Annotated in this window: 22 protein-coding genes and 7 tRNA genes; 19 read left to right on the forward strand and 10 right to left on the reverse strand. The window is 70.4% G+C overall.

The annotated features are described in order from the left end of the window. The first annotated feature begins 275 nt into the window (after window positions 1–275). From GTW40_RS19715 to GTW40_RS33215, 8 genes are all read left to right on the forward strand, one after another. Entirely contained in the window at window positions 276–626 is a 351-nt protein-coding gene (locus GTW40_RS19715; protein WP_343245744.1) for a metallopeptidase family protein, read from the forward strand. 63 nt (window positions 627–689) lie between these two features. Continuing rightward, the gene (locus GTW40_RS19720; RefSeq protein WP_161181524.1) at window positions 690–2,180 is read left to right on the forward strand and encodes a metallophosphoesterase; all 1,491 of its coding nucleotides are present in this window, start codon (window positions 690–692) and stop codon (window positions 2,178–2,180) included. Window positions 2,181–2,280: 100 nt separating this feature from the next. Next, window positions 2,281–2,353 (forward strand) — tRNA-Glu (locus GTW40_RS19725). A 234-nt stretch (window positions 2,354–2,587) separates the two neighbouring features. Next, window positions 2,588–2,662, forward strand: a tRNA-Asp gene (locus GTW40_RS19730). Window positions 2,663–2,686: 24 nt separating this feature from the next. Then, window positions 2,687–2,760: transfer RNA gene (locus GTW40_RS19735), tRNA-Phe, on the forward strand. A 654-nt stretch (window positions 2,761–3,414) separates the two neighbouring features. Continuing rightward, entirely contained in the window at window positions 3,415–7,359 is a 3,945-nt protein-coding gene (hrpA, locus tag GTW40_RS19740) for an ATP-dependent RNA helicase HrpA (RefSeq protein WP_161181525.1), read from the forward strand. A 95-nt stretch (window positions 7,360–7,454) separates the two neighbouring features. After that, window positions 7,455–7,529: transfer RNA gene (locus GTW40_RS19745), tRNA-Asp, on the forward strand. Window positions 7,530–7,651: 122 nt separating this feature from the next. Further along, a complete protein-coding gene (locus GTW40_RS33215; protein ID WP_272919022.1) occupies window positions 7,652–7,816 on the forward strand; it encodes a DUF6274 family protein in 165 nt (54 codons plus the stop codon). 420 nt (window positions 7,817–8,236) lie between these two features. Here the strand turns inward: GTW40_RS33215 and bldC are convergent, their stop codons facing one another. Further along, window positions 8,237–8,443, reverse strand: a complete 207-nt coding sequence (gene bldC, locus GTW40_RS19750; RefSeq protein WP_003949541.1) for a developmental transcriptional regulator BldC — start codon at window positions 8,441–8,443, stop codon at window positions 8,237–8,239. 602 nt (window positions 8,444–9,045) lie between these two features. Next, window positions 9,046–9,888 carry a hypothetical protein gene (locus GTW40_RS19755; RefSeq protein ID WP_161181526.1) on the reverse strand — a complete coding sequence of 281 codons (843 nt, stop codon included), beginning with the start codon at window positions 9,886–9,888 and terminating at the stop codon, window positions 9,046–9,048. A gap of 272 nt (window positions 9,889–10,160) precedes the next feature. Between GTW40_RS19755 and GTW40_RS19760 the strand changes: the two genes are divergently transcribed. Both GTW40_RS19760 and GTW40_RS19765 read left to right on the forward strand, forming a co-directional pair. Beyond that, window positions 10,161–11,258, forward strand: a complete 1,098-nt coding sequence (locus GTW40_RS19760; RefSeq protein WP_161181527.1) for a Glu/Leu/Phe/Val dehydrogenase dimerization domain-containing protein — start codon at window positions 10,161–10,163, stop codon at window positions 11,256–11,258. 345 nt (window positions 11,259–11,603) lie between these two features. Next, window positions 11,604–11,855 (forward strand): DUF3073 domain-containing protein, encoded by a 252-nt coding sequence (locus GTW40_RS19765; protein WP_161181528.1) that lies wholly within the window; start codon window positions 11,604–11,606, stop codon window positions 11,853–11,855. A gap of 131 nt (window positions 11,856–11,986) precedes the next feature. Here the strand turns inward: GTW40_RS19765 and purM are convergent, their stop codons facing one another. The 5 genes from purM to GTW40_RS19790 all read right to left on the reverse strand — a co-directional run bounded on the left by purM (window position 11,987) and on the right by GTW40_RS19790 (window position 16,758). Further along, window positions 11,987–13,057, reverse strand: a complete 1,071-nt coding sequence (gene purM, locus GTW40_RS19770) for a phosphoribosylformylglycinamidine cyclo-ligase (protein WP_161181529.1) — start codon at window positions 13,055–13,057, stop codon at window positions 11,987–11,989. 42 nt (window positions 13,058–13,099) lie between these two features. Next, window positions 13,100–14,629, reverse strand: a complete 1,530-nt coding sequence (gene purF / locus GTW40_RS19775) for an amidophosphoribosyltransferase (RefSeq protein ID WP_161181530.1) — start codon at window positions 14,627–14,629, stop codon at window positions 13,100–13,102. A gap of 201 nt (window positions 14,630–14,830) precedes the next feature. Beyond that, window positions 14,831–15,286, reverse strand: a complete 456-nt coding sequence (locus GTW40_RS19780) for an META domain-containing protein (RefSeq protein ID WP_161181531.1) — start codon at window positions 15,284–15,286, stop codon at window positions 14,831–14,833. Window positions 15,287–15,347: 61 nt separating this feature from the next. Then, window positions 15,348–16,106 carry a sterol carrier family protein gene (locus GTW40_RS19785; protein ID WP_161181532.1) on the reverse strand — a complete coding sequence of 253 codons (759 nt, stop codon included), beginning with the start codon at window positions 16,104–16,106 and terminating at the stop codon, window positions 15,348–15,350. Between the two features lie 10 nt (window positions 16,107–16,116). After that, entirely contained in the window at window positions 16,117–16,758 is a 642-nt protein-coding gene (locus tag GTW40_RS19790) for a TetR/AcrR family transcriptional regulator (protein WP_161181533.1), read from the reverse strand. 95 nt (window positions 16,759–16,853) lie between these two features. Here GTW40_RS19790 and GTW40_RS19795 point away from each other — a divergent pair, with 95 nt between their 5' ends. Then, window positions 16,854–18,317, forward strand: coding sequence for an MFS transporter (locus GTW40_RS19795; protein WP_161181534.1), 1,464 nt, complete (start codon window positions 16,854–16,856; stop codon window positions 18,315–18,317). 67 nt (window positions 18,318–18,384) lie between these two features. Here the strand turns inward: GTW40_RS19795 and purL are convergent, their stop codons facing one another. The 3 genes from purL to purS are packed head-to-tail and all read right to left on the reverse strand — an operon-like array spanning window position 18,385 to window position 21,580. Continuing rightward, window positions 18,385–20,643: a phosphoribosylformylglycinamidine synthase subunit PurL gene (gene purL, locus GTW40_RS19800; RefSeq protein WP_161181535.1), complete on the reverse strand. Its 2,259-nt coding sequence runs from the start codon at window positions 20,641–20,643 to the stop codon at window positions 18,385–18,387. After that, window positions 20,640–21,320 carry a phosphoribosylformylglycinamidine synthase subunit PurQ gene (purQ, locus tag GTW40_RS19805; protein ID WP_161181536.1) on the reverse strand — a complete coding sequence of 227 codons (681 nt, stop codon included), beginning with the start codon at window positions 21,318–21,320 and terminating at the stop codon, window positions 20,640–20,642. Before purQ ends, purL begins: the two co-directional genes overlap by 4 nt. Further along, the gene (gene purS / locus GTW40_RS19810; RefSeq protein WP_161181537.1) at window positions 21,317–21,580 is read right to left on the reverse strand and encodes a phosphoribosylformylglycinamidine synthase subunit PurS; all 264 of its coding nucleotides are present in this window, start codon (window positions 21,578–21,580) and stop codon (window positions 21,317–21,319) included. The genes purQ and purS overlap by 4 nt, the downstream gene beginning before the upstream one ends. A gap of 309 nt (window positions 21,581–21,889) precedes the next feature. Here purS and GTW40_RS19815 point away from each other — a divergent pair, with 309 nt between their 5' ends. From GTW40_RS19815 to GTW40_RS19850, 8 genes are all read left to right on the forward strand, one after another. After that, window positions 21,890–22,207: an Lsr2 family protein gene (locus GTW40_RS19815; protein ID WP_161181538.1), complete on the forward strand. Its 318-nt coding sequence runs from the start codon at window positions 21,890–21,892 to the stop codon at window positions 22,205–22,207. A gap of 150 nt (window positions 22,208–22,357) precedes the next feature. Next, window positions 22,358–22,429, forward strand: a tRNA-Gly gene (locus GTW40_RS19820). Between the two features lie 79 nt (window positions 22,430–22,508). After that, a tRNA-Gly gene (locus GTW40_RS19825) sits at window positions 22,509–22,581 on the forward strand. A 127-nt stretch (window positions 22,582–22,708) separates the two neighbouring features. Next, a complete protein-coding gene (locus tag GTW40_RS19830; protein WP_161181539.1) occupies window positions 22,709–23,647 on the forward strand; it encodes an ABC transporter ATP-binding protein in 939 nt (312 codons plus the stop codon). Then, window positions 23,644–24,462 carry an ABC transporter permease gene (locus GTW40_RS19835; protein ID WP_161181540.1) on the forward strand — a complete coding sequence of 273 codons (819 nt, stop codon included), beginning with the start codon at window positions 23,644–23,646 and terminating at the stop codon, window positions 24,460–24,462. Before GTW40_RS19830 ends, GTW40_RS19835 begins: the two co-directional genes overlap by 4 nt. A gap of 28 nt (window positions 24,463–24,490) precedes the next feature. Then, window positions 24,491–25,792 carry a histidine kinase gene (locus GTW40_RS19840; RefSeq protein ID WP_161181541.1) on the forward strand — a complete coding sequence of 434 codons (1,302 nt, stop codon included), beginning with the start codon at window positions 24,491–24,493 and terminating at the stop codon, window positions 25,790–25,792. Further along, window positions 25,789–26,403, forward strand: coding sequence for a response regulator transcription factor (locus tag GTW40_RS19845; protein ID WP_161181542.1), 615 nt, complete (start codon window positions 25,789–25,791; stop codon window positions 26,401–26,403). Before GTW40_RS19840 ends, GTW40_RS19845 begins: the two co-directional genes overlap by 4 nt. 23 nt (window positions 26,404–26,426) lie before the next feature. Then, a tRNA-Gly gene (locus GTW40_RS19850) sits at window positions 26,427–26,499 on the forward strand. Window position 26,500: the final 1 nt, after the last annotated feature.

Genomic DNA, 26,500 nt, shown 5'->3' on the forward strand with positions numbered 1-26,500 from the left:
GCCCGGCACACCGCCGTGGCGCTGCCCCGCCGAGTGCTCGGGCCGGGCCGGGCCCGCGTCCTCCCCCACCCGCACGCAGCCTGTGGCAGCGGCGGCGGCCAGCACCGTGACGACCAGACGGACGGGTACGTACTTGGGGCGCACGGCGGCCACCTCCGGAACAAGGGAAGGAGTCGACCTACCCAACTCCCGCCGCCCGCAAGAGGACACGCCCGTTGTTCGAGCCCCCTCACCCTCACCCCCCGTACGGGCCGTCCGTCCCCGACAATGGCGGTGTGCTGGAGATGACACGCGACAGGTTCGAAGAGCTGGTGAGCGAGGCCCTGGACCGGATCCCGCCGGAACTGACGCGGGTCATGGACAACGTGGCCGTCTTCGTGGAGGACGAGCCGCCCGCCCACGACCCGGAACTGCTCGGCCTCTACGAGGGCACCCCCCTCACCGAACGCGGGGAGTGGTACGCCGGGGTCCTCCCCGACCGCATCTCGATCTACATGGGCCCGATCCTGCGGTACTGCACCACACAGGAGGACGTGGTGGACGAGGTGGCCGTCACGGTCGTCCACGAGGTCGCCCACCACTTCGGCATCGAGGACGCCCGCCTGCACGAACTGGGCTGGGGCTGAGCCGGACCGGGCCTCGCCGGGCACCCCCGCATATCCCGTGGCGCCGCTGGGCATACGGCCCCAATGCCCCGCGTCCCCGCCGCCCTGTCCCGCCGCCGGAACCGGAACCCAGACCGCCCAGACCGCCGCCGCCCCCTCCCCCTTCTCGGTCTCGCCGCCCGGCCCCGCCCCTGGCTGCGGGCGCTCGGCCTCGTCACGGTCGTGCTCACCGGCGCCTGGCTGGGGCTGCTGGTGGTCGGCGACGTCCACGCGCCGGTCGGCCCGATGGACACCACCATGGCGCTACGGCCCTCCCTCAGCGGCGGCACGAAGATCAACGTCTCGCCGCTGGGCGCGCTCACCCTGGACAGCCATGTCGCCCCGCTCCGCCTGGACGTCGACGTGGACCAGCTGGACCCGGTGCGCGCACAGGCGCTGGTGGACCACCCGGAGCGGCTGTCGGGGCTCCAGCGGGAGGTCACCGACGACATCGGGCACGGCACGCTCGACCTCGCGGTGCGCTCCTCGGTCGCCGTCGTCACCGGCGCCACGGTCCTCGGCCTCGCCGTCTACCGCAGGCCCCGCCGCGCACTGGCGGCCGGCGGACTGGCCCTCGCCCTGCTCGCGGCCTCGGGAATCTCCGCCTACGCCACCTGGAACCCCCGCTCGGTGCTGGAGCCCCGCTTCTCCGGGCTGCTCTCCTCGGCGCCGTCCGTGGTCGGCAACGCCCGCAGCATCGTCACCGAGTTCGACGTCTACCAGAAGGAGCTGGCCCGCCTGGTGACGAACGTGACGAAGCTGTACGACGTCGCGTCCACGCTGCCCGCCTACCAGCCCGACCCCTCCACGATCCGCGTGCTGCACGTGTCGGACATCCACCTCAACCCGGCGAGCTGGAAGATCATCGAGTCGCTGGTGACCCAGTACAAGGTGCACGTGATCGTGGACTCCGGCGACACCATGGACCACGGCACCGCGGCGGAGAACGGCTTCCTGGACCCGGTCGAGGATCTGGGCGTGCCCTATGTGTGGGTCAGGGGCAACCACGACTCCCTGGCCACCCAGCGCTATCTGGAGCGCAAGAAGAACGTGCACGTCCTGGACGAGGGCCGGGCCGAGACGGTCGCCGGGGTGCGGTTCGCGGGCATGGGCGATCCGCAGTTCACGCCCGACCGCTCCCGGCCGACGGGCGGTGACGCGGCCGAGCAGCTTGCGGGGGCGCGGCTGGCGTCGGCGCTGCGGGACCAGCGGGCCCAGGGCACACCGGTGGACATCGCGGTCGCCCACGAGCCGCTGGCTGCACAGGAGACGGACGGCACGGTGCCGCTCGTGCTCTGCGGGCATCTGCACACCGAGGGGACGAAGATCCTGCCGCTGGGCACCCGGCTGCGCCGCGAGGGCTCGACCGGTGGCAGCGGGCTGCGGGCGGTCGAGGGGAAGTACCCGGCACCGATCGAGGCGTCGATCCTCTACCTGGACCGCGACACCCGCAGGCTCCAGGCGTGGGACGAGATCGGGCTGGGCGGCCTGGGGCGCACGACGGCCGAGGTCAGCCGTCATCTGGTGAAGAAGTGAGCCACCAGGCGGCCCATGAAGTGTTTTGCCGATACCACCCCGCATCCCCTATGCTGCTCACGTCCCCGACGCGCTGCGAAGCGCCCACGGCGGGCCGATAGCCCTCATCGTCTAGCGGCCTAGGACGCCGCCCTTTCAAGGCGGTAGCACGGGTTCGAATCCCGTTGGGGGCACAGCAGACTTGTCACGAAACCCGCTCTGATCCAGAGCGGGTTTTCGCGTTCCCGGGCTGCGAACCGGGCCGCTCCCCTTCCCGATGCGGTGCGGGAATCTCGTTTTCAAACCACCCCCGTTGCTCTGATACGCTTCTCCAGCGACGTCAGCCCAGCAGATGCGCACCTCACAGCAGGTGGGAATCACGTTGGGGAGACCCGCAACCGTGTGCGACACTGTCGTACACAGCGCCTGGTCCTGTGGAGCAGTTTGGAGTGCTCGCCACCCTGTCAAGGTGGAGGCCGCGGGTTCAAATCCCGTCAGGACCGCTGAGGTTTCACGTGAAACCTCGTGGCTGGGTAGCTCAGTTGGTACGAGCGATCGCCTGAAAAGCGATAGGTCGCCGGTTCGACCCCGGCCCCAGCCACAACCGCCCTCACCAGGGCCGACACCCCCTCCGGAGTCTCCGGCGGGGGTGTTTTCGTATGCCGTGGAACTGCCATGGAGCTGCCGTGGGCACGCGGTTGCGGGCTTCCGGCGCCGGGGCCACAGTGAAATACGGCCATTCGTCGGAAATCACCCCGAGGGAGCGCCCATGCCCGTCACGAAAAGACAGCGGACGGCTGTGTTCAGCTCGATGTTCGTAGCCGCAGCCGTCGTTCTCGCCCCCGTGTCCTTCCAGCAGGTCGCCTCGGCGGCCCCCGCCACCGCGCAGACCGGGACGGTGACAAGACTTCCGGTGTCACCCTGGGGCTACCAGGAGGGATTCCGGGACGGATTCAGGTCCGGGTTCCGGGACGGCCAGCGCACATGCCATCGCTGGAACGACGGCCACCGCCAGTTCCCGGTCCGATCGTTGATGGACCCGCGCTGGGACTACCAGAACGGCTTCAAGGACGGGTACAGGTCCGGGTTCAGGTCCGGACAGCGAAGCTGCTGAGCCGGGACGGTGAAGCCGCTGAGCCACGAGGACGGGCCTGTGCGCGGGCCCGTCCTCCGCTCGGCGCCGGGGGCGGGGGCCGGGGCCGGGGCGGCAAATCATTCGCGCGCTGTTTCCCCGAGGTGAGATCCTGGATCGCGTATGTCTACGCATCCCGCCCCCGCCCCGAGCGCCCTCGCCTCCCGACTGACCGAGCTGTCGCTGCGCGACGCGCACCGGCTCGGACGCAGGCTCGAGGGCGCGCGCAAGATCCGTAAGCCGGAGGCCCGCGCCGCCGTCCTCGCCGAGATCGAGGGCGACGTCGACCAGGCCGCCTCCCGCATGGAGGCGCGGCGCTCCCGAGTGCCCGCCGTCACCTATCCCGAGCAGCTGCCGGTCAGCCAGAAGAAGGACGAGATCGCGGCCGCCATCCGCGATCACCAGGTGGTCATCGTGGCCGGTGAGACCGGCTCCGGAAAGACCACGCAGATCCCCAAGATCTGTATGGAGCTGGGCCGGGGCGTGCGCGGCATGATCGGGCACACCCAGCCCCGCCGTATCGCCGCCCGGACGGTGGCCGAGCGCGTCGCCGACGAGTTGAAGACCCCGCTCGGCGAGGCCGTCGGCTGGAAGGTCCGCTTCACCGACCAGGTGAACCCGGACGCCACCTTCGTGAAGCTGATGACGGACGGCATCCTCCTCGCGGAGATCCAGACCGACCGCGAGCTGCGCGCCTACGACACGATCATCATCGACGAGGCCCACGAGCGGTCCCTCAACATCGACTTCCTGCTCGGCTATCTGGCCCAGCTGCTGCCCAGGCGCCCCGACCTCAAGGTCGTCATCACCTCGGCCACCATCGACCCCGAGCGCTTCTCCCGGCACTTCGGCGACGCCCCGATCGTCGAGGTGAGCGGGCGGACGTACCCGGTGGAGGTGCGCTACCGGCCGCTCCTCGAAGAGGAGTCCTCCGACGCCGACCGCGATCAGATCACCGCGATCACCGACGCCGTCGAGGAGCTGATGGGCGAGGGGCCGGGCGACATCCTGGTCTTCCTCTCCGGTGAGCGCGAGATCCGGGACACCGCCGACGCGCTGGAGAAGAAGAAGTACAGATTCACCGAGGTCCTGCCGCTGTACGCGCGCCTCTCGCACGCCGAGCAGCACCGCGTCTTCCAGCCGCACACCGGCCGCCGGATCGTGCTGGCGACCAACGTCGCCGAGACCTCGCTGACCGTCCCCGGCATCAAGTACGTGATCGACCCCGGCTTCGCCCGGATCAGCCGCTACAGCCACCGCACCAAGGTCCAGCGGCTGCCCATCGAGCCGGTCTCGCAGGCCAGCGCCAACCAGCGCAAGGGCCGCTGCGGCCGTACGTCCGACGGCATCTGCATCCGGCTCTACTCCGAGGACGACTTCGTCGCCCGCCCGGAGTTCACGGACGCCGAGATCCTGCGCACCAACCTCGCCTCCGTCATCCTCCAGATGACCGCGGCCGGCCTCGGCGAGATCGAGAAGTTCCCCTTCATCGACCCGCCGGACCACCGCAACATCCGTGACGGCGTCCAGCTCCTCCAGGAACTCGGCGCCCTCGACCCCGCGCAGAAGGACCCCCGCAAGCGCCTCACCGACACCGGCCGCAAGCTCGCCCAGCTGCCCGTCGACCCGCGGCTGGCCCGCATGGTCCTGGAGGCCGCGAAGAACGGCTGTGTCCGCGAGGTCATGGTCATCGCCGCCGCGCTGTCCATCCAGGACCCGCGCGAGCGCCCCGCCGACAAGCAGACCCAGGCCGACCAGCAGCACGCCCGCTTCAAGGACGAGACCAGCGACTTCCTCGCCTACCTCAACATGTGGCGGTACATCCGCGAGCAGCAGAAGGAGCGCGGCTCGTCGGCCTTCCGCCGGATGTGCAAGCAGGAGTACCTGAACTTCCTGCGCATCCGCGAATGGCAGGACATCTACTCGCAGCTGCGCACGGTCGCCAAGCAGATGGACATCCGCATAGGCGAGGAGGACGCCCCCGCCGACCTCATCCACGTCTCCCTGCTCGCGGGCCTCCTCTCCCACGTCGGCATGAAGGACGTGAAGGACGGCAACAAGAACGAGTACCTGGGCGCCCGCAACGCCAAGTTCGCGGTGTTCCCCGGCTCCTCGCTCTTCAAGAAGCAGCCGAAGTTCCTGATGTCGGCCGAACTCGTGGAGACCTCGCGCCTCTGGGCCCGCGTCAACGCGAAGATCGAGCCCGAGTGGGTCGAGCCGCTCGCCGGCCACCTCCTGAAGCGGACGTACAGCGAACCGCACTGGGAGAAGGACCAGGCGGCCGTGATGGCGTACGAGAAGGTGACGCTGTACGGCGTCCCGATCGTCGCCCAGCGCAAGGTGAACTACGGCCGCGTCGACCCCGAGGTGTCCCGCGAGCTCTTCCTGCGCAACGCCCTGGTCGAGGGCGACTGGCGCACCCACCACAAGTTCTTCGCCGACAACCGCAAGCTCCTCAGCGAGGTCGAGGAGCTGGAACACCGCGCCCGGCGCCGGGACATCGTCGTGGACGACGAGACGCTGTTCGACTTCTACGACCAGCGCGTGCCCGAACACATCGTCTCCGGCGCCCACTTCGACTCCTGGTGGAAGCACAAGCGGCACGAGCAGCCCGACTTCCTCGACTTCGAGCGGGAGATGCTCATCCGGGAGTCGGCGGAGGCGGTCACCAAGGCCGACTACCCCGACACCTGGCAGCAGGGGAACCTCAAGTTCCGGGTGACGTACCAGTTCGAGCCGGGCGCGGACGCCGACGGTGTGACCGTGCACATCCCGCTCCAGGTGCTCAACCAGGTCACCGACGAGGGCTTCGACTGGCAGATCCCGGGCCTGCGCGAGGAGGTCGTCACCGAGCTCATCCGCACGCTGCCCAAGCCGATCCGCCGCAACTACGTCCCCGCGCCCAACTACGCCAAGAGGTTCCTGGACCGGGCGGTCCCCCTCCAGGAGCCGCTGACGACCACCATGGCGCGCGAGCTGAAGCGCATGGTCGGCGTGCCCTTCGAGGCGGCCGACTTCGACTGGGCCAAGGTCCCCGACCATCTGAAGGTCACCTTCAGGATCGTGGACGAGCGGCGCCGCAGGCTGGCCGAGGACAAGGACCTGGAGGCGCTGAAGCTCCAGCTGCGTCCGAAGGCCCGCAAGGCCCTCTCCCAGGCCGCCGCGGCCACCGCCTCCCGGCAGGGCGGCGAGTCGCTGGAGCGCTCGGGCCTGACCGACTGGACGATCGGCACGCTCACCCGCGTCTTCGAGACCCGGCGGGCCGGACAGCCCGTCAAGGCGTACCCGGCCCTGGTGGACGACGGCGACACGGTCTCCGTACGCCTCTTCGACACCGAGGAGGAGCAGGCCGAGGCCATGTGGAAGGGCATGCGCCGGCTCATCCTGCGCAACATCCCGGTGAACCCGGCCAAGTTCGCCGCCGACAGGCTGACGAACGCCCAGAAGCTGGCGCTCTCGGCCAACCCGCACGGCTCGGTGCAGGCCCTCTTCGACGACTGCGCGATGGCCGCGGCCGACAAGCTGATCGCGGACTTCGGCGGCCCGGTGTGGGACGAGGAGTCGTACCGCGCGCTCTACGACAAGGTGCGCGCGGAGATCGTGGACACCACGGTCCGCGCCGTCGCCCAGACACAGCAGGTGCTCGCGGCCTGGCAGGCGGCCGAGCGGCGGCTGAAGTCGGTGAAGAGCCCCACGCTGCTCGCCAATCTGACGGACGTACGGCAGCAGCTGGACGCCCTGGTGAAGCCCGGCTTCGTGACCTGGGCGGGCCTGAAGCGGCTGCCGGACCTGATGCGCTACCTGGTGGCCGCCGACCGGCGTCTGCAGCAGATGCCGACGAACGTCCAGCGGGACACCTCCCGCATGGAGAAGGTCCAGGAGATGCGCGACGAGTACGCGTGGCTCCTGGAGCAGCTGCCGCAGGGGCGCCCGGTGCCCCGGCAGGTACTCGACATCCGCTGGATGATCGAGGAGCTGCGGGTCAGCTACTTCGCCCACGCGCTGGGCACCGCCTACCCCGTCTCGGACAAGCGGATCGTGAAGGCGATCGACGCCCTGGCACCGTAGCCGGTCGTGCGCGGAGGGTGAGTTCGACCCGGCCATCCACCCTCGTGTACAGTCCTTCTCGCAGCACAACGCAGCAGCCGAGTGCAGCGAGAGATGGTCCTGTGGAGCAGTTTGGAGTGCTCGCCACCCTGTCAAGGTGGAGGCCGCGGGTTCAAATCCCGTCAGGACCGCAGAAAAGGAAGGGCCCCCGCGAGGGGGCCCTTTCGTCGTTCCCGGCGCTCTTGACGGCGCCGGCCGGGCTCGGTACCCAGAAGGCAGGCCGCCTCCCCCGTGCGGCCCCCGGAGGTGACGGATGGCGGCATCGGCCAGGCACGCGACGCGAGCGCTCCTGAGGGCACATCTGTCGGCCGCGTCCGCCTATCGGCACGCCACCCGCCACTGTCCCGTCTGCCACCGCCTCCAGCGGCTCGCCATGGAACCGGACGAGAACCCCAACACCCGTCCACACAAGGGCTGATGGGGCGTGCGAGCCCATTAGCGCACACATGTGCCCTGCGACAAGAAGCGAGCCGTGTGGCGGGAGTCACGGCATGATTTTTTGAAAGTGGGGTTCTTACCAGTGTCATACAACAGGTCAATTTAATATGTGCAATTGCACCTGTCTCACTGACCCCCCACAGCGCTTCCCACACTCCTCCTCAGACTCCGACAGAGCCGCTCACGGAGGATCAGGAAGGCTCGCCCGAGGGCACAAAAAAGATCGCGCTGGACCCGGCGGAGTCCAGCGCGATCTACGACGCACCCTGTGCCACTTACTCAAGCAATGGAATCGGCTTGGGCGGGGGGCCTGTTGGGGCAGGTCCCGCGTCGTTCAGAGCTAGGGTTCGGGCGCCCCGACCAGTTGGGGTTCGGTCGTTCTGCCCGGTTATGGAGTTGTTCAGGCCTCGCTGCGCTGCTGCGGGATGCCCGCGAGCAGGGCGCGGACCTCCGCCTCGCGGTAGCGGCGGTGCCCGCCGAGCGTGCGGATCGACGTGAGCTTGCCGGCCTTCGCCCACCGCGTGACCGTCTTGGGGTCGACACGGAACATGGTGGCGACCTCAGCCGGGGTCAGCAGCGGCTCGGCATCAGGGGTGCGAGCGGTCATGAGCGGCCTCCTCGGGAGAACCGACGTTCTCGGTTCTTTCCTCTAAATTCTGCACCTTGACCCGCGTTGCCCGAAATGGCGGACGCGAGTCGAGTCGGTTATAGGACGAACGGCTTGTCCTCGGCACTACAACTACACCATCTGTCCAGCCGCGTCGGCCAAACCGATGGAATTGCCCTCCCAGGTGTTCATCAGCGACGGAAGCCGATGGACCATGCCATAGCGGACAGTCACGCCGATGTGACGATCAGTCACTTCGGCGATCAGGAGGCACCGGACCCCCCAAAGCGTGCAATGCGGAGATTCTGCCCATAGTGGAGCACAGATGGACAGACGGAGCCCTCCCCGGGCTCCTTGTCCTATTTTGGCACGAGGGGCGGCAAGAGACGCAAGGGCCGCGTAAGTGCCGTCCATCACCCTTGATGGGAAAAGCCCGGATCGGGACCAACATCCCGTCAGATGAGTCAAGTCCACAGACCGTACGCTGTTCGAGGCCATTTCGACCGTGACCTGCGTCACTTCTCATCTGTTCGGGATGCGCCGTCATCAAGGAGTACGTACGGATACGGCGATCAGTTCGCGCGTTGTCGCGGATACGGCGATCAGTTCGCCGAACGCAGGTCCCGTACCGCGCGCCAGCGCTGCACGAGCCGGCCGTAGGCCCGCCCCGCGGCCGGGCCGTCGCCCCGGCGCAGCGCGTCGATGCCCGCGGCCACGTCCGCCGCGGAGTGGTCGTCCTCGAGCGCTCCCGCCGGCACGGCATGGACCAGTCCGCCGTAGTCCAGCTCCACCAGCGAGCGGGGGTGGAACTCCTCCAGCCAGCGGCCGACGTCCACCAGGCCGTCGATCAGCGGACCCTCCTCGACCGCGTCCTTCAGGGTGCGCAGCGCTCGCGCCACGCGCCGCCGGGCCTGCACCATCGGCGTGCGGTAGCGCAGCAGCGGGGGCACCTCCCCGGTGCCCTTCTCGAACCGCCGCTCCTCGTCGCCGACGAGCACGAACCAGTTGAGCGGCACCTGCCAGGTCGCGGTGCGGATCCAGGGGCGGGCGTCGGGGTTGCGGGCGAGCCAGCGCTCGTAGTCCAGGGCCGCCTGGCGGCGCACCAGCGGCGGCAGCACGGCGTCCCGCACCGTCGGGGGCAGTTCCTCGTCCAGGGCGGTCAGCGCCTGCCAGCCGCGCAGCCGGGTCCGCCAGGGACAGACGCAGAGCACGCCGTCCACCTCGGTCACGAAGGCGTCCGCGCTCTCGTGCACCGGAACCGCGACCGGCGGCGTGGGCAGCAGGTCGGCCAGCGAGCGGCGCAGCTCGTCCTGGTAGGAGGGACGGTCCCGCCTGCGGGCGTACTTCGCCCAGTGGGTGCGCTCCGGCTCCGGGAAGGCGGTCAGCGGCTCGTACACGCGCAGGTACGCGGCATAGGGGACGACCACGGAGGACACCTTGGGCACGCTCCCTCCCTCCCCCTCGCGCCCGGCGCGAAACCCCCGCCGGGTCCGGCTCGGAACCACTGCGCATCGTGCCACGGCGAGCGACCGCGCGGGCACGGAAGAGTGATCCCCGGCGTACCCCGGATACGGGCCGCGAGCAGGCTCTACGCTCAGCCTTGCGGCCCAACGGCCGCGTGGCAGCACCCCGCCACCCGTCCCCACGGCCAAAAGTGTGGGGAAACCCCCGGGGCCGCCCGGCCCCGGCCGCCGCTACACGCACAGGAGTCACCACCGTGACCTACGCAACCGGCGCATCCGCTGACGTCCTGCGGACCCTCTTCCATTCGGACCAGGGCGGCCATGAGCAGGTCGTGCTCTGCCAGGACCGCGCCAGCGGCCTCAAGGCCGTCATCGCCCTGCACTCCACCGCCCTCGGCCCGGCCCTGGGCGGCACCCGCTTCCATCCGTACGCCACCGAGGCCGACGCCGTCGCCGACGCCCTCAACCTCGCGCGCGGGATGTCGTACAAGAACGCGATGGCCGGTCTGGACCACGGCGGCGGCAAGGCCGTGATCATCGGCGACCCGGAGCGGGACAAGACCGAGGAGCTGCTGCTCGCCTACGGCCGCATGGTCGCCTCGCTCGGCGGGCGCTACGTGACCGCGTGCGACGTCGGCACCTATGTCGCGGACATGGACGTGGTGGCCCGCACCTGCGGCTGGACCACCGGCCGCTCCCCGGAGAACGGCGGCGCGGGCGACTCCTCCGTGCTCACCGCCTTCGGCGTCTACCAGGGCATGCGCGCCTCCGCCCAGCACGTGTGGGGCGACCCCTCGCTGCGCGGCCGCCAGGTCGGCATCGCGGGCGTCGGCAAGGTGGGCCGCCATCTGGTGGGGCATCTGCGCGCCGAGGGCGCCGAGGTCGTGCTCACGGACGTACGCCCGGACGCGGTGCGCCAGGTCATGGCGGAGCACCCCGAGGGGGTGACGGCGGTGGCGAGCACGGACGAGCTGATCCGCGTCGAGGGCCTCGACATCTACGCCCCCTGCGCGCTGGGCGGCGCCCTGGACGACCGCACGGTGCCGGTGCTGACCGCCAAGGTGGTGTGCGGCGCGGCCAACAACCAGCTCGCGCACCCGGGCGTGGAGAAGGACATCGCCGACCGGGGCATCCTCTACGCGCCGGACTACGTGGTGAACGCGGGCGGGGTGATCCAGGTGGCGGACGAGCTGCACGGGTTCGACTTCGAGCGGTGCCGGGCGAAGGCCGCGAAGATCTTCGACACCACGCTGGAGATCTTCGCGACCGCAAAGGCGGACGGCATCCCGCCGGCCGCCGCGGCCGACCGGATCGCCGAGCGGCGCATGGCGGACGCCCGCGCGGCACGCTGACCCGCAGGGGCTCCGTACCGGCCGATTCGCGCCCGTGCGGCCCCCGGGCCGGGTGCCCGGCCGCACGGGCGGGCGGTACCCGCCGGAGGCAACTTGGAGAGAACTCTCACTTCCACCGGCGGGTCGTACCCCGATAAGTGGTTAAAATCGCCGTTGACCAGCGAGGACAGGGCTCCTCGAGGGTCCTGTGCACACGCGCGTGCTGCGGGCGACGTACCGTATGGGCGCGGGCTCAGGTACCGTGGAAGCCCTACGGACCGGCATCTCTGCGGAGAGTCCGTTCCAGATCATGAACGCGTGTCAGACTCTGGGGCCGTTGAGCCCCGTCACCGAGGGGGTCGAGCCATGGGGCGCGGCCGGGCCAAGGCCAAGCAGACAAAGGTCGCCCGCCAGCTGAAGTACAACAGCGGTGGGACTGACCTGTCACGTCTGGCCAGTGAACTGGGCGCATCGACTTCGAGCCAGCCGCCGAACGGCGAGCCGTTCGAGGACGATGAAGATGACGAGGATGACCTCTACTCCCGTTACGCCGACCTCTATGAGGACGACGACGAGGACGAGGACGACGGTCCCTCACAGCACCGTCGCGGCGCTTGACCTCGCACTGAGCATCAGGCCGGTCGGTGGCACTGCCACCGACCGGCTTCTGTGCTGCGTGTGAAACGGTCGCGGCGGGTCTGTGGACCACAGAGGGCGGGCGCCCCGAGGGAGCCCGCCCTACAGGTGTTCTAGCGCGCGTAGTCCCCGGTCAGCTCGGCGCCCGAGGTGCGGCCGTCCCGGCCGGTGATCTCGCCGGCCACCCAGGCGTCCACGCCGCGGTCGGCCAGCGTGGTCAGGGCCGCTTCGACGGACTCGGCGGGTACGACGGCCATCATGCCGACGCCCATGTTCAGGGTCTTCTCCAGCTCCAGGCGCTCGACGTCGCCCGTACGGCCGACCAGGTCGAAGATCGCGCCCGGGGTCCACGTGGAGCGGTCCACGGTGGCGTGCAGGCCGTCCGGGATGACCCGGGCCAGGTTGGCCGCCAGGCCGCCGCCGGTGATGTGCGAGAAGGCGTGCACCTCGGTCGTGCGGGTGAGCGCGAGGCAGTCCAGCGAGTAGATCTTGGTGGGCACCAGGAGCTCCTCGCCGAGCGTGCGGCCCAGCTCCGCGATCTCCGACTCCAGGGCGAGTCCCGCACGCTCCAGCAGGACGTGACGGACCAGGGAGTACCCGTTGGAGTGAAGACCGGAGGACGCCATGGCGATCACGGCGTCACCCTCGCGGATGCGGTCCGGGCCGAGCAGCCGGTCGGCCTCCACCACGCCCGTACCGGCGCCCGCGACGTCGAAGTCGTCCGCGCCGAGCAGGCCCGGGTGCTCGGCCGTCTCGCCGCCCACCAGGGCGCACCCGGCGAGCACACAGCCCTCCGCGATGCCCTTGACGATCGCGGCGACCCGCTCGGGGTGGACCTTGCCGACGCAGATGTAGTCGGTCATGAAGAGCGGCTCGGCACCGCACACGACGATGTCGTCCATGACCATGGCGACCAGGTCGTGGCCGATGGTGTCGTACACGCCGAGGCGCCGGGCGATGTCGACCTTGGTGCCGACGCCGTCGGTCGCGGAGGCGAGCAGCGGTCGCTCGTAGCGCTTGAGGGCGGAGGCGTCGAAGAGCCCGGCGAAGCCGCCGAGGCCGCCGAGGACCTCGGGGCGGCGGGTCTTCCTCACCCATTCCTTCATGAGCTCGACCGCGCGGTCGCCCGCCTCGATGTCGACGCCCGCGCTCGCGTAGCTGGCACCCGTGGTCTCAGAGGACATGACTGTGAGAACTTTCCTGTCGTACGGCTCTGACGGCGCAGCTCAGGGACGCCGGATGGCGTCGGCCGCGGCGGTGGCGGCGGTTCCTGCCGCCAGCTCGGTCTCCAGCAGCTGCTTGCCGAGCAGCTCCGGGTCGGGCAGCTCCATCGGGTACTCGCCGTCGAAGCAGGCGCGGCACAGGTTCGGCTTGTCGATGGTGGTCGCGTCGATCATGCCGTCGATGGAGATGTACGCGAGCGAGTCGGCGCCCAGGCTGGTGCCGATCTCCTCGATGGTCATGCCGTTGGCGATCAGCTCGGCGCGGGTGGCGAAGTCGATGCCGAAGAAGCAGGGCCACTTCACGGGCGGCGAGGAGATCCGGATGTGGACCTCGGCGGCACCGGCCTCGCGCAGCATGCGCACCAGGGCCCGCTGGGTGTTGCCGCGCACGATCGAGTCGTCCACGACGATCAGGCGCTTGCCCTTGATGACTTCCTTGAGCGGGTTCAGCTTCAGCCGGATGCCCAGCTGGCGGATGGTCTGCGAGGGCTGGATGAAGGTGCGGCCCACATAGGCGTTCTTCACCAGGCCGTTGCCGAAGGGGATGCCGGAGGCTTCCGCGTACCCGATGGCGGCCGGGGTGCCGGACTCCGGGGTGGCTATGACCAGGTCGGCCTCGACCGGCGCCTCCTTGGCCAGGCGGCGGCCCATCTCCACGCGGGAGAGGTAGACGTTCCGCCCGGCGATGTCGGTGTCCGGGCGCGCCAGGTAGACGTACTCGAAGACACAGCCCTTGGGCTTCGCTTCCGCGAAGCGCGAGGTGCGCAGGCCGTTCTCGTCGATGGCGATGAACTCGCCGGGCTCGATCTCGCGGACGTAGGAGGCGCCGCAGATGTCGAGGGCGGCGGACTCCGAGGCGACGACCCAGCCGCGCTCCAGGCGGCCGAGGACCAGCGGGCGGATGCCCTGCGGGTCGCGGGCCGCGTACAGCGTGTGCTCGTCCATGAAGACGAGGCTGAAGGCGCCCTTCACCTGCGGGAGGATGCGGTGGGCCGCCTCCTCGATGGTGAGCGGCTTGCCGTCCTCGTCGACCTGGGCGGCGAGCAGTGCCGTCAGCAGGTCGGTGTCGTTGGTGGCCGCGACCCGGGTGGAGCGGCCGTTGGTGTCCTTCGGCAGTTCGGCGACCATCTCCGCGAGCTGCGCGGTGTTGACCAGGTTGCCGTTGTGGCCGAGCGCGATCGAACCGTGCGCGGTGGCGCGGAACGTCGGCTGGGCGTTCTCCCACACGGAGGCGCCGGTGGTCGAGTAGCGGGCGTGTCCGACCGCGATATGACCCTGGAGCGAACCGAGCGAGGTTTCGTCGAAGACCTGGGAGACCAGGCCCATGTCCTTGAAGACGAGGATCTGGGAGCCGTTGCTGACCGCGATTCCCGCGGATTCCTGGCCCCGGTGCTGGAGGGCGTAGAGCCCGAAGTACGTGAGCTTTGCGACCTCTTCGCCAGGCGCCCAGACACCGAAGACGCCGCAAGCGTCCTGGGGGCCTTTTTCGCCGGGAAGCAGATCGTGATTGAGTCGACCGTCACCACGTGGCACGGCTCCGAGTGTAGGCGAGGCAGACGGCTACTCCGAATTGGGGATACGTAGCGGCTGCCGAACCCAGGCTTGCGATCACCTTGGGTCTTTTCGCGTTTCGCCTGGTCACAGCGGTGCGTATCGGACGACTCCCGGCGCGGTCCGGCGCGCGGGGGCGTCTTCGGCCGTTCCGCCAGGGCGTCCCGAGTGAGGTGTCGCACATCAATCGGGCGCGATCCGGGTGAGGTTCACGCGCTCGCCGTGACCGCCCGTGAGCGTGAGTTTCCCGTCCTCGGTGCGGGCGGTGAGGGTCTGCCGGTCGAGGGCGGCGCCGAGGGCGCGTTCGAAGGTCATCCGGGCGGGGTCGCAGGCGATCTTGGTGGTGCGCAGGGCGCCGAAGGTGATCCGGTCGTCGTGCACGGCGGCCCGGGTGCCGAAGGTGTTGCAGCCGAGGTCGCCGCCCGCGCCGCCGTCCTCCTCCACGCGCAGCCGGGCGCCGGAGGGTGCGCGGAGGGTCGTGTTCCCGGTGGTGAGGCTGTCGACCCGCCACTCCACACCGGTCACCGGCTGCCGGGGCCCCACCGAGCCACTGCCCGCCGCCTCGCTTCCACAGGCCGCCATGACCGGGACGAGCACGGCGGCCGCCGCCAGGGTCCTGCACTGCTTGTACCGGTACATACCGGTTCGACGTGCCGGAGGTGCCCGGGGTTCCGTCGTGGCCCTCCGCCCCGGTCTTCCGCTACGGCAGCAGCGGCAGCAGTCCCGAAAGGTCCGCGCGCTCGCCGCTCGCGCTCACCTCGGCCCGCGCGAGGGCATCCGGCCAGGTCAGGCGGCCGGTGGCGAGTCGCAGCCAGGTCAGCGGGGCGGTCTCCACGACGTTGGGCGGGGTGCCGCGCGTGTGCCGGGGACCTTCCACGCACTGGACCACGGCGTACGGCGGCACGCGGACCTCGGTGGAGCCGCCGGGCGCCTTCAGGGCGAGGGCGTCGGCGAGCACGCGGGTGGCGGCGGCGAGGGCCTGCCGGTCGAGCGGTACGTCGAGGCCGGGGACGCTCGTGGTGAGGTCGTCGGCGCAGAGCACCAGATGGACGAGCCGGGTGACCAGGAAGTCGTCGAGGGTCATGACCCCGGCACCGGTCTCCACGAGCCGTTCGTCGGGGTGGGCGTCGAGGAGGTCGCGCAGAGCCCGCTCGACGTCGGCGAGCGGAGTGAGCGGAGCGTCCGGTGCGAGCGGAGCGAGCGGTGCGTCCGATGCGCTCGGCCCGGTCCCCGGCGCCAGGAACCACTCGGCCGGGGTGAGCGTCGCCCTCGGCCCGGCGGGGCGCGCGACCGCGTGCCCGACCTCGGCGAGCGACGCGGCGACCGACGCCGTCAGCCGGAGCACCGGCTCGGAGTCGAGGTCCCGTACGGCCTCCCGCACCTGACCGAGCTGCGCGAGGACCGCCGCGCGGGTCTTGGCGGGGTCGTATCTGCGGGGGCGTTTCCTGGCCGGGGGCATGGCGGTGAGCCTATGCCCTGACCGCGTAGCCCTTCAGGCCGTTCTCCACCAGGCCGAAGGCGACCAGGACGCGTTCGGCGGCGTCGGCGGCGACCTCGTCGGGGCTCTCACCCGCGGCGATGCGGCTGTCGTGCTCCTCGATCAGGGCGTTGCGGGCGGCGCTCAGGGTGGCGGCCGCGACCGTGGCCCGCATCAGGTCCCCGGTCTCGGCGGCCAGCAGCGCGGCCAGCTCCCGGGTGCCCCGCTGGGCTGCGAGGAAGGCTCGCTCCATGAGGACCGGGGTGTCCATGACGAGCCGACGGACCTGGCGGGCGAACGGCTCGGCGTTCAGCCCGACCGAGGGATCACGGCTCTCGACCAGCTCGAGGAACTGCTGTCGTACGGCGTCCACGGCGGACTCGCCCGACCGGCGCTCGCGCACCGCGCGGGCCGCGTCGGCGAAGTGCTCCTCCATCGGCCGGAAGACCAGGTCCTCCTTGGTGCCGAAGTAGTTGAAGACGGTCATCTTGGAGACCTCGGCGGCGTCCGCGATCTCCTGCACGGAGACGTTGTCGAAGCCCCGCTCCGCGAACAGGGCGACCGCGACCCGGTAGATCCGCATCGCCGTCTGGAGCTTCTTGCGCTCGCGCAGGCCCATCGCCTCATCAGCCATGGCAGCACCTTACCGCGATTAAATTTAAGCCGAGACCAAGATTAATCCGAGATGAAACATTGACTCGGTCCATGAATCCGGGCCATGGTGATGCCATGACCGACACCCAGCGCAAACTCGGCTTCCTCGTCTGTCTCGTGACGATCGTCCTGGCCGTCCTGGACCTGCAGATCGTGTCCGCCGCGACGGTCCCGATCGTGCGGGACCTCGATCCCCAGCACGGTCTGGACAAGATCCCGTGGCTGGTCAGCGCGTTCTCCCTGGCGTCCGCCGCGATGCTGCCCCTGTACGGCAGGCTGTGCGACGCACTCGGCGCCAAGCGGGTCTTCCTCGGTGCTCTCGGCGCCTTCCTGACCGGCTCGGCGCTGTGCGGAGCGGCCCCCTCGATCGGCTGGCTGATCGCCTCCCGGGCCGTGCAGGGCATCGGCGCGGGCGGGCTGATGAGCGTCACGATGGTCGTGATCGCCCAGCTCAAGGGGGTCGGGGAGAAGAAGAACAAGGGCGCGGGCACCGGCGGGATCGTCGCCGGGGGCGGCATGGCCATCGGCCCGTGGCTCGGCGGGTTCCTGGCCGACCACGCGAGCTGGCGCTGGGCCTTCTACATCAACCTGCCGCTCGGTGTCGCCGCCCTCGCCACCGCCGTCGTCGTCCTCAAGCTCCCCCGCGCCACCGGGAGCCGCGCGATCGACTTCCCCGGCGCGGCCCTCGCCGCGGCCTTCTCCACCACGCTGCTGCTGGTGACCGAGTGGGGCGGCAGGCGATACGCCTGGGACTCCCCGCAGGTCCTGACGCTGTCCCTGGTCTGCGCCGCCGCACTCGCGCTGTTCCTGCACCGCCAGGCCACCGCCGCCGAACCGATCCTGCCGCCCGCGCTGTTCCGCGTGCCCGAACTGCGCCTGGGCTTCGCGATCCAGGGACTGATGGGCGTCGCCATGACCGGGGCGATGTACTACGTCCTCGTCTACATCCAGGTCGCCCGCGGCATCTCCAGCACCTCGGCCGGACTGTTCCTCGTTCCCATGGCCGTGGGCATCACGGCGGCCGGACTCGTCGTCGGGCGGCTCACCGAACGCGGCTGGTCCGAGCGGACGTTCGTGATCAGCGGAACCGTGGTCACGCTCGCCGCGTTCCTCCTGCTGGCCACCACCGGCGCCCACACCTCCCTCTGGCAGCTGCGCGCGGCCCTGCTCCTCGTCGGCCTCGGCTTCGGCCAGCTCCTCGGCCAGCTGATCCAACTGGTGCAGGAAGCGGCCCCCGCCCGCCATCTCGGCGTGGCCACCACCGCCATCCGCTTCTTCCAGACGCTCGGCACCGCTCTGGGCGCCGCCGTCTTCGGCACCCTCCTCAACCGCCTGTACGACGGCCCCGGCGACATCGGCTCCCTCGCCGCGCTGAAGGGCGCCGCCCACGCGGAGGGGGTGGCGGCGTACGTCTCCGCGATGGACACGGTGTTCGTGTGCGGGGCGGGGATGATGCTGCTGTCCCTGCTGCTGGCGGTGGGACTGCCGAAGAGCCGGCCGGCGGAGGCGGAACCGGCGCGGGAGGCGGTGCCGGTGTGAGTCCGCTCGTCACGCGTGAAGGTCCCGCCCGGTCAGCCGGGCGGGACCTTCACGCATGTACCGCCGCTCAGGCCAGCAGCGCCGGAATCGTGTTCTCGTGCGCCTCACGCAGCTCCGCCAGGGACAGCCCGAACGCGCCCTGGATCTCGACGGAGTCGCCGTCGACGACACCGATCCGCGTGGCCGGAAGCCCCCGCGCACCGCACATGTCGGTGAAGCGCAGCTCCTCCGAACGCGGCACGGCGACGACCGCGCGGCCCGCCGACTCCGAGAGGAGGAAGGTGAACGCGTCCAGACCGTCCGGGACGATCAGGCGGGCGCCCTTCTCCCCGAGCAGCGCCGACTCGACCACAGCCTGGATCAGACCGCCGTCGGACAGGTCGTGCGCGGAGTCGATCATGCCGTCGCGGGAGGCCGCGATCAGGATCTCGGCGAGCAGCCGCTCGCGCTCCAGGTCGACCTTCGGGGGCAGCCCGCCGAGGTGGTCGTGGATCACCTGGGACCAGGCCGAGCCGCCGAACTCCTCGGAGGTGTCGCCCAGCAGGTAGAGCAGCTGGCCCTCCTCCTGGAAGGCGACCGGGGTGCGCCGGGCCACGTCGTCGATGACGCCAAGGACCGCGACCACCGGGGTCGGGTGGATGGCGGCCTCGCCCGTCTGGTTGTAGAGGGAGACGTTGCCGCCGGTCACCGGGGTGCCGAGCTGGAGGCAGCCGTCCGCCAGACCGCGCACGGCCTCCGCGAACTGCCACATCACGGCCGGGTCCTCGGGCGAGCCGAAGTTCAGGCAGTCGGAGACGGCGAGCGGCTTGGCGCCGGTCGTCGCCACGTTCCGGTACGCCTCCGCCAGCGCCAGCTGCGCGCCCGTGTACGGGTCGAGCTTGGCGTAGCGGCCGTTGCCGTCGGTGGCGATGGCGACGCCGAGGCCGGTCTCCTCGTCCACGCGGATCATGCCGGAGTCCTCCGGCTGGGCCAGGACGGTGTTGCCCTGCACGAAGTGGTCGTACTGCGAGGTGATCCACTTCTTCGACGCCTGGTTGGGCGACGCGACCAGCTTCAGGACCTGCTCGCGCAGTTCCTCGGCGGTGGCCGGGCGGGGCAGCTTGTTCGCGTCGTCGGCCTGGAGGGCGTCCTGCCAGTCGGGACGGGCGTAGGGCCGCTCGTAGACCGGGCCGTCGTGGGCGACCGTGCGCGGGTCGACGTCCACGATCTTGCCGCCGTGCCAGAAGATCTCCAGGCGGTCGCCGTCGGTCACCTCACCGATGACGGTGGCGATGACGTCCCACTTCTCGCAGATCTCCAGGAAGCGGTCGACCTTCTCGGGCTCGACCACCGCGCACATGCGTTCCTGCGACTCGCTCATGAGGATCTCCTCGGGCGAGAGCGTGGAGTCGCGCAGCGGTACGTCGTCCAGGGTGACGCGCATGCCGCCGGAGCCGTTGGAGGCCAGCTCGGAGGTGGCGCAGGACAGACCCGCCGCGCCGAGGTCCTGGATGCCGACGACGAGCTTCTCCTGGAACGCCTCCAGGGTGCACTCGATGAGGAGCTTCTCCTGGAAGGGGTCGCCGACCTGGACGGCCGGACGCTTCGAGGGCTTCGCGTCGTCGAAGGTCTCGGAGGCCAGGATCGAGGCACCGCCGATGCCGTCGCCGCCGGTCCGGGCGCCGTAGAGGATGACCTTGTTGCCCGCGCCGGACGCCTTCGCGAGGTGGATGTCCTCGTGCCGCATGACGCCGATGGCACCGGCGTTCACCAGCGGGTTTCCCTGGTAGCAGGCGTCGAAGACGACCTCGCCGCCGATGTTGGGCAGGCCCAGGCAGTTGCCGTAGCCGCCGATGCCCGCGACCACGCCGGGCAGCACGCGCTTGGTGTCGGGGTGGTCGGCCGCGCCGAAGCGCAGCGGGTCCACGACCGCGACCGGGCGGGCGCCCATGGCGATGATGTCGCGCACGATGCCGCCGACGCCGGTCGCGGCGCCCTGGTACGGCTCCACGTACGACGGGTGGTTGTGCGACTCGACCTTGAAGGTGACCGCGTAGCCCTGGCCGACGTCCACCACACCGGCGTTCTCACCGATGCCGACGAGCATGGCGTCCGAGTGGGGCGCCTTCTCGCCGAACTGGCGCAGGTGGACCTTGGAGGACTTGTACGAGCAGTGCTCGGACCACATGACCGAGTACATGGCCAGCTCGGCGCCGGTCGGGCGGCGGCCGAGGATCTCGACCACGCGCTCGTACTCGTCCTTCTTCAGGCCGAGCTCGGCCCAGGGAAGCTCGACGTCGGGGGTGGCGGCCGCGTGTTCGACCGTGTCCAGAGGCGTCCGGCTCATGCGTTGACCAGCTTCTTGAGGATCGAGGTGAAGAACGGGAGGCCGTCGGTGCGGCCCGTGCCGATCAGCGGCTCGACGGCGTGCTCGGGGTGCGGCATCAGGCCGACGACGTTCCCGGCCTCGTTGGTGATGCCGGCGATGTCACGCAGCGATCCGTTGGGGTTCATGTCCAGGTAGCGGAAGACGACCCGGCCCTCCGCCTCCAGCTTGTCGAGCGTGTACTCGTCGGCGACGTACCGGCCGTCCATGTTCTTCAGCGGGATGTGGATCTCCTGGCCCTGGCGGTAGTCGCCGGTCCAGGCCGTCTCCGCGTTCTCCACCCGCAGCTTCTGGTCGCGGCAGATGAAGTGGAGGTGGTCGTTGCCGAGCATCCCGCCGGGCAGCAGATGCGCCTCGGTGAGGATCTGGAAGCCGTTGCAGATACCGAGGACCGGAAGTCCGGCCTTCGCCTGCTCGATGACGGACTCCATCACCGGCGAGAAGCGGGAGATCGCCCCGGCGCGCAGATAGTCGCCGTAGGAGAAACCGCCGGGCAGTACTACGGCGTCGACCTGCTTGAGGTCCTTGTCCTTGTGCCACAGCGCGACCGGTTCGGCGCCCGCGAGCGTGATCGCGCGCCGGGTGTCACGGTCGTCGAGACTTCCCGGAAATGTGACGACACCAATACGAGCGGTCACTCCGCCGCCCCCGCGACTTCTTCCACCTTGACGACGAAGTCCTCGATCACGGTGTTGGCGAGGAAGGATTCCGCAAGATCATGGATGCGGGCGAGCGCGGCCTCGTCGACCGGCCCCTCGACTTCCAGCTCGAATCGCTTTCCCTGACGGACGTCCGAGATCCCTTCGAAACCCAGACGCGGCAGCGCACGCTGGACCGCCTGGCCCTGGGGGTCGAGAATCTCCGGCTTGAGCATGACGTCGACTACGACGCGTGCCACTGGCACTCCCGGTGTGTGGTGCTGAGCAGGTTCCTTCAGACTACCCGTACAAAATTTCTACGCGAGTAGAGTTGGAGGAAAGTACGTGACCCGCATCACGATCGGGTGTCGAAGACGTGCGCTCGCGAAAATTTCTGGGAAAGTTCTCCAGTCCGTGCGCGAGATCTATTGATGCCGGACACGCGGGCGGTTTTAGTGGGTCTTCCTCTTTCATTGCCGAGCGCTGTACAAATGAATTGGCAATAGCGGATACTCGGCATGTCGTAGCCGTGAGCCGTATCAACGTGCCGTACGAAGGGACCGATATTCGTGGCGCAAAAAGTCGTGGTCACTCTGTTTGACGACATCGACGGCTCGGAAGCGGCGGAGACGATCGCCTTCGGGCTCGACGGCAGGTCGTACGAGATCGACCTGAACGAAACCAATGCCAGGAAACTGCGCAAGGCGCTCGCGCCCTTCGTGGAGGCCGGCCGCAAGCGCGCCCGGTCCGGCAAGGCGTACAAGCAGACCGAGGTCGCCCCCGACCCGTCCGCCGTCCGCGCCTGGGCTCAGGCGAACAAGATGGACGTGCCCGCGCGCGGCCGCATCCCCAAGAAGGTCTACGAGGCGTTCAGCGCGGCCCAGTGAGCCGGAGCGGTTCCTCAGGGTCCGGCGGCGGACCTTGAGCGTCGCTCACCTGTCCGCGGGGGGAACCGACTTGCGCTACCCCCCTGCCGATCGGCTAATGTCTGGAGCACGCCGAGGGGCGAGGCCGAAAGGCCGAATCCCGAGGACCGTGCGGGTGTAGTTCAGTAGTAGAACATCCCCCTTCCAGGGGGAAGGCGCAGTGTGCGATTCCTGTCACCCGCTCTGGCACCGGTCACAAGCATCCTTTTGGATCAGGTAGGCTGGTGCTCGCACCGATCGGTGGGAGCCGGTCGGGAGCAGTGCGGACGTAGCTCAGTTGGTAGAGCGCAACCTTGCCAAGGTTGAGGTCGCGAGTTCGAGCCTCGTCGTCCGCTCGGGAAAAAGACCCCGGTCCAATGGACCGGGGTCTTTTCGTATGCGCTCCGCCCTTCTGACATTTGTCATGCCCGGCGATGACAGCGCGCACTGCCGACTCCCGTCCGCCGCCGGGACGCTGAAGTCATGGACAGCGACGAGCAAGAGCACGTGATCGAGGTCACCGACCTGCGGCGCGTCTACGGCACCGGCTTCGAGGCCGTGCGGGGCATCACCTTCTCCGTGGCCCGCGGGGAGATCTTCGCCCTGCTCGGCACCAACGGCGCGGGCAAGACGTCGACCGTCGAGCTGCTGGAGGGGCTGGCCCGGCCGGACGGCGGCCGGGTCCGGGTGTTCGGCCACGATCCGTACCGCGAGCGCGCCGCCGTACGCCCCCGCACCGGGGTCATGCTCCAGGAGGGCGGCTTCCCGGGCGATCTCACCGTCGCCGAGACGGCCAGGATGTGGGCGGGCTGCACCAGCGGGGCCCGGCCCGAGGCGGAGGCGCTGGAGCGGGTCGGCCTCGCCGGGAAGAGCGGCGTACGGGTCAAGCAGCTCTCCGGCGGCGAGCGGCGCCGCCTCGACCTCGCGCTCGCCCTGCTCGGCGATCCCGAGGTCCTGTTCCTGGACGAGCCGACGACCGGCCTCGACGCCGAAGGCCGCCGGGACACCTGGGAGTTGGTGCGCGCCCTGCGCGACGCCGGTACGACCGTGCTGCTCACCACGCACTATCTGCACGAGGCCGAGGACCTGGCCGACCGGCTCGCGATCCTGCACGAGGGCCGCATCGCCGCCTCCGGCACGCCGGCCGAGGTCACCGCGGACCGGCCCGCGCGCATCTCCTTCCGGCTGCCCGAGGGCTGGTTCCCCGGCGATCTGCCGCCGCTGGCCGAACTCGGCGTGTGCGGACACGAGGTCAGCGGACGGACCGTCCGGCTGAGCACCCGTGAACTCCAGCGCTCCGCCACCGGAGTGCTGACCTGGGCCGAGCGGAACAAGGTCGATCTGCACGCACTGGACGTGCGGCCGGCCTCACTGGAAGAGGCGTTCCTCGGGATCGCCGGAGAGCGGGAGGCGGCGGCATGAGCGGGACTGTCAGCACGGCGAAGGCGACAGGGACGGCGACGGGGAGCCGGGGGCCCACGGCCCTTCAGCGGCTCACCGCGCTCGCCCGGGCCGAACTCGCCCTCCTCGGACGGAATCGGGGTGTCGTGCTCACCGCGCTGCTGGTGCCGCTCACCGTGCCGTTCAGCCTTCAGGGCGCGGTGGACAAGATGAACCTGAAGGAGGCGGGGCTCACCGTCGGCGCGGTCATGCTGACCGCCGCCCTGGGCTTCACCTTCCTGTTCGCCGTCTACGCCTCCCTCGTCAACGCCTATGTCGCCCGCCGCGAGGAACTCGTCCTCAAGCGGCTGCGCACCGGCGAGCTGTCCGACGCCGAGATCCTCACCGGCACCGCCCTGCCCGCCATGGGCCTCGGTCTCGCCCAGGCCCTGCTGCTGTGGGCGGGCTGCGCGGTGCTGCTGCACACCGGTCCGCCGAAGGCGCCGTATCTGACGGTGCTGGGGATCGTGGCCGGACTGGTGCTGAGCGCCGCGCTCGCCGCGCTCACCGCCTCCTTCACCCGGAGCGTGGAAAGCTCCCAGGTCACGGCTCTGCCGCTGGTGTTCGTCTCGATGCTCGGCTCCGGCATCATGTTCCCGGCCGACCTGATGCCCGACGGGCTCGCGCGGATCTGCCAGTTCCTCCCGCTCTCCCCGGCGATCCGTCTGGTGAGCGGCGGCCTGACCGGCGGGATGAGCGCCTACGAGACGCTGGGCGCCGTCGCGGGCGCGCTGGCCTGGGTGGTCGTGGCCGTGTTTGCTGTACGCCGGTGGTTCCGCTGGGAATCGCGCCGGTGACCTGCCGGTGACATGGGGGGGAGCGGGGATGCTCGGGCACGCGCGGCGGCTGCGGCAGCGGCACTGGCGGGAGCGGAGCAAGGCGGAGCGGGTCGAGCTGACGACCGTCGTCATGTGGTACGTGACGCCGTGGCTGCTCGCGCTGGTGTGGACGCTGCAGCCCGTCGTCCTGGGCGTGCGCCACGCACCGGTGCCGCTCGTCCTGGGCGCGCTGCTCCTCGTGACGAGCGCCCTCCAGTGCGCGGACGCCAACCGGCTCACCCGGCCCACGCTCGACCGCTACCTCGGGCGGCGCGAGCTGCCGGGGCGGGCGCTGTGGGGCTCCTGGGCGTTGCTCGTCGTGGCGCTCGCCCTGGCGCTGGCCCTGACCGTGCTGAACGGCGCCGAGGCGGTCGCCGTCAAGTTCTCCGTCGCCTTCGCCCTCATCCCGCCCGGGCTGGTGTACGGCATGGTGACGCCGGTCCGCGTGTATCTGCGCCGGGCCGGGGCGCTCACCGTGCTCCTCACCGCCGTCTTCGGCCTCGCCCGTCCCGACGGCACCGGAATCCTCGGCACCGCCCTGGTGACCGCCTTCGGCACCCTCTTCCCGCTGGCCGCCTGCCGCTGCGGCGCCTGGACGCTCTCCGTCCTCTGGGAGGCGGAGCGGGGCCGGGAGACCGAGGCGCGGCTCGCGGTCGCGGAGGAGCGGCTGCGGTTCGGGCGGGATCTGCACGACGTGCTGGGCCGGAACCTCTCGGTGATCTCCCTCAAGAGCGAGCTGGCCGTCCAACTCGCCCGGCGCGGACGGCCGGAGGCCGTGGAGCAGATGATCGAGGTGCAGCGGATCGCGCAGGAGTCGCAGCGCGAGGTCCGCGAGGTCGTACGCGGCTACCGCGAGGCCGACCTCGGTGTCGAACTCGCCGGTGCGCAGGGCGTGTTGACGGCCGCCGGGATCGTCTGCGAGATACGGGACGAGACGGCGGAGCTGCCCGCGCCCGTGCAGTCCGCGCTCGGCTGGGTGGTGCGCGAGGCGGCCACCAATGTGCTGCGGCACGGGGACGCGCAGCGCTGCGCCGTGGCGGTGCGGGTGCGCGAGGGGCGCGCGGTGCTGACGGTGGAGAACGACGGCGCGGGTGCACTCCCGGGCGGGGGCGAAGGGGTCGGCGGGTCCGGGGTCGGCGGGTCCGGGCTGGCCGGACTGCGCGAGCGGCTGGCAGCCGTGGGCGGCGCCCTTGAGGCGGGGCCGGTGACCGGGAACCGGTTCCGGCTGGTCGCCGAGGTGCCGCTGCGCCGGCCGGCGGTCCCGTCGGCGGACGAGCGGAGAGTGAAAGTGGAGGAAGTCGCCCCATGAACGGTCCGGTACGGCTGCTGCTCGCCGACGACGAGCATCTGATCCGGGGCGCGCTGGCCGCCCTGCTCTCCCTGGAGGACGACCTCCTCGTGGTCGCGGAGGCGGCAAGCGGTCCCGAGGCGCTGGCCATGGCGCGGGCCCACCGGCCCGACGTGGCGGTGCTGGATCTCCAGATGCCGGGCGCCGACGGTGTGAGGGTCGCCACATCCCTGCGGTCCGAACTGCCGGGCTGCCGGGTGCTGATCGTCACCGGGCACGGCCGCCCCGGACACCTGAAGCGGGCGCTCGCGGCGGGTGTGCGCGGGTTCGTCCCGAAGACGGTGAGCGCCCAGCGGCTCGCCGAGATCATCCGTACCGTGCACGCCGGACAGCGGTACGTAGACCCGGAGTTGGCCGCCGACGCGATCTCCGCCGGGGACTCCCCGCTGACCGCGCGGGAGGCCGAGGTGCTGGAGCTGGCGGCCGACGGCGCGCCGGTCGCGGAGATCGCGGAGCGGGCCGCGCTGTCCCCGGGGACCGTGCGGAACTACCTCTCCTCCGCCGTCACCAAACTCGGCGCGGAGAACCGGCACGCGGCGGTGCGTCTCGCCCGGCAGCGGGGTTGGGTATAGTTGGCTCCGCGCCACGGCGCACTGCGGACGTAGCTCAGTTGGTAGAGCGCAACCTTGCCAAGGTTGAGGTCGCGAGTTCGAGCCTCGTCGTCCGCTC

Origin of the sequence: Streptomyces sp. SID4985 (genome assembly GCF_009863025.1) — a bacterium.
In the GTDB taxonomy this organism is placed as follows: domain Bacteria; phylum Actinomycetota; class Actinomycetes; order Streptomycetales; family Streptomycetaceae; genus Streptomyces.

Excerpts from the sequence above, each read along its gene's own strand:
- GTW40_RS19790 (WP_161181533.1), bottom strand. The coding sequence starts at position 16,758 with ATGGCTGATGAGGCGATGGGCCTGCGCGAGCGCAAGAAGCTCCAGACG.
- GTW40_RS19840 (WP_161181541.1), top strand. The coding sequence starts at position 24,491 with ATGCTCGGGCACGCGCGGCGGCTGCGGCAGCGGCACTGGCGGGAGCGG.
- purL (WP_161181535.1), bottom strand. The coding sequence starts at position 20,643 with ATGAGCCGGACGCCTCTGGACACGGTCGAACACGCGGCCGCCACCCCC.
- GTW40_RS33215 (WP_272919022.1), top strand. The coding sequence starts at position 7,652 with ATGGCGGCATCGGCCAGGCACGCGACGCGAGCGCTCCTGAGGGCACAT.
- GTW40_RS19785 (WP_161181532.1), bottom strand. The coding sequence starts at position 16,106 with ATGCCCCCGGCCAGGAAACGCCCCCGCAGATACGACCCCGCCAAGACC.
- GTW40_RS19795 (WP_161181534.1), top strand. The coding sequence starts at position 16,854 with ATGACCGACACCCAGCGCAAACTCGGCTTCCTCGTCTGTCTCGTGACG.
- hrpA (WP_161181525.1), top strand. The coding sequence starts at position 3,415 with ATGTCTACGCATCCCGCCCCCGCCCCGAGCGCCCTCGCCTCCCGACTG.
- GTW40_RS19780 (WP_161181531.1), bottom strand. The coding sequence starts at position 15,286 with ATGTACCGGTACAAGCAGTGCAGGACCCTGGCGGCGGCCGCCGTGCTC.
- purM (WP_161181529.1), bottom strand. The coding sequence starts at position 13,057 with ATGTCCTCTGAGACCACGGGTGCCAGCTACGCGAGCGCGGGCGTCGAC.
- bldC (WP_003949541.1), bottom strand. The coding sequence starts at position 8,443 with ATGACCGCTCGCACCCCTGATGCCGAGCCGCTGCTGACCCCGGCTGAG.
- GTW40_RS19720 (WP_161181524.1), top strand. The coding sequence starts at position 690 with ATGCCCCGCGTCCCCGCCGCCCTGTCCCGCCGCCGGAACCGGAACCCA.
- GTW40_RS19830 (WP_161181539.1), top strand. The coding sequence starts at position 22,709 with ATGGACAGCGACGAGCAAGAGCACGTGATCGAGGTCACCGACCTGCGG.
- GTW40_RS19835 (WP_161181540.1), top strand. The coding sequence starts at position 23,644 with ATGAGCGGGACTGTCAGCACGGCGAAGGCGACAGGGACGGCGACGGGG.
- GTW40_RS19845 (WP_161181542.1), top strand. The coding sequence starts at position 25,789 with ATGAACGGTCCGGTACGGCTGCTGCTCGCCGACGACGAGCATCTGATC.
- GTW40_RS19765 (WP_161181528.1), top strand. The coding sequence starts at position 11,604 with ATGGGGCGCGGCCGGGCCAAGGCCAAGCAGACAAAGGTCGCCCGCCAG.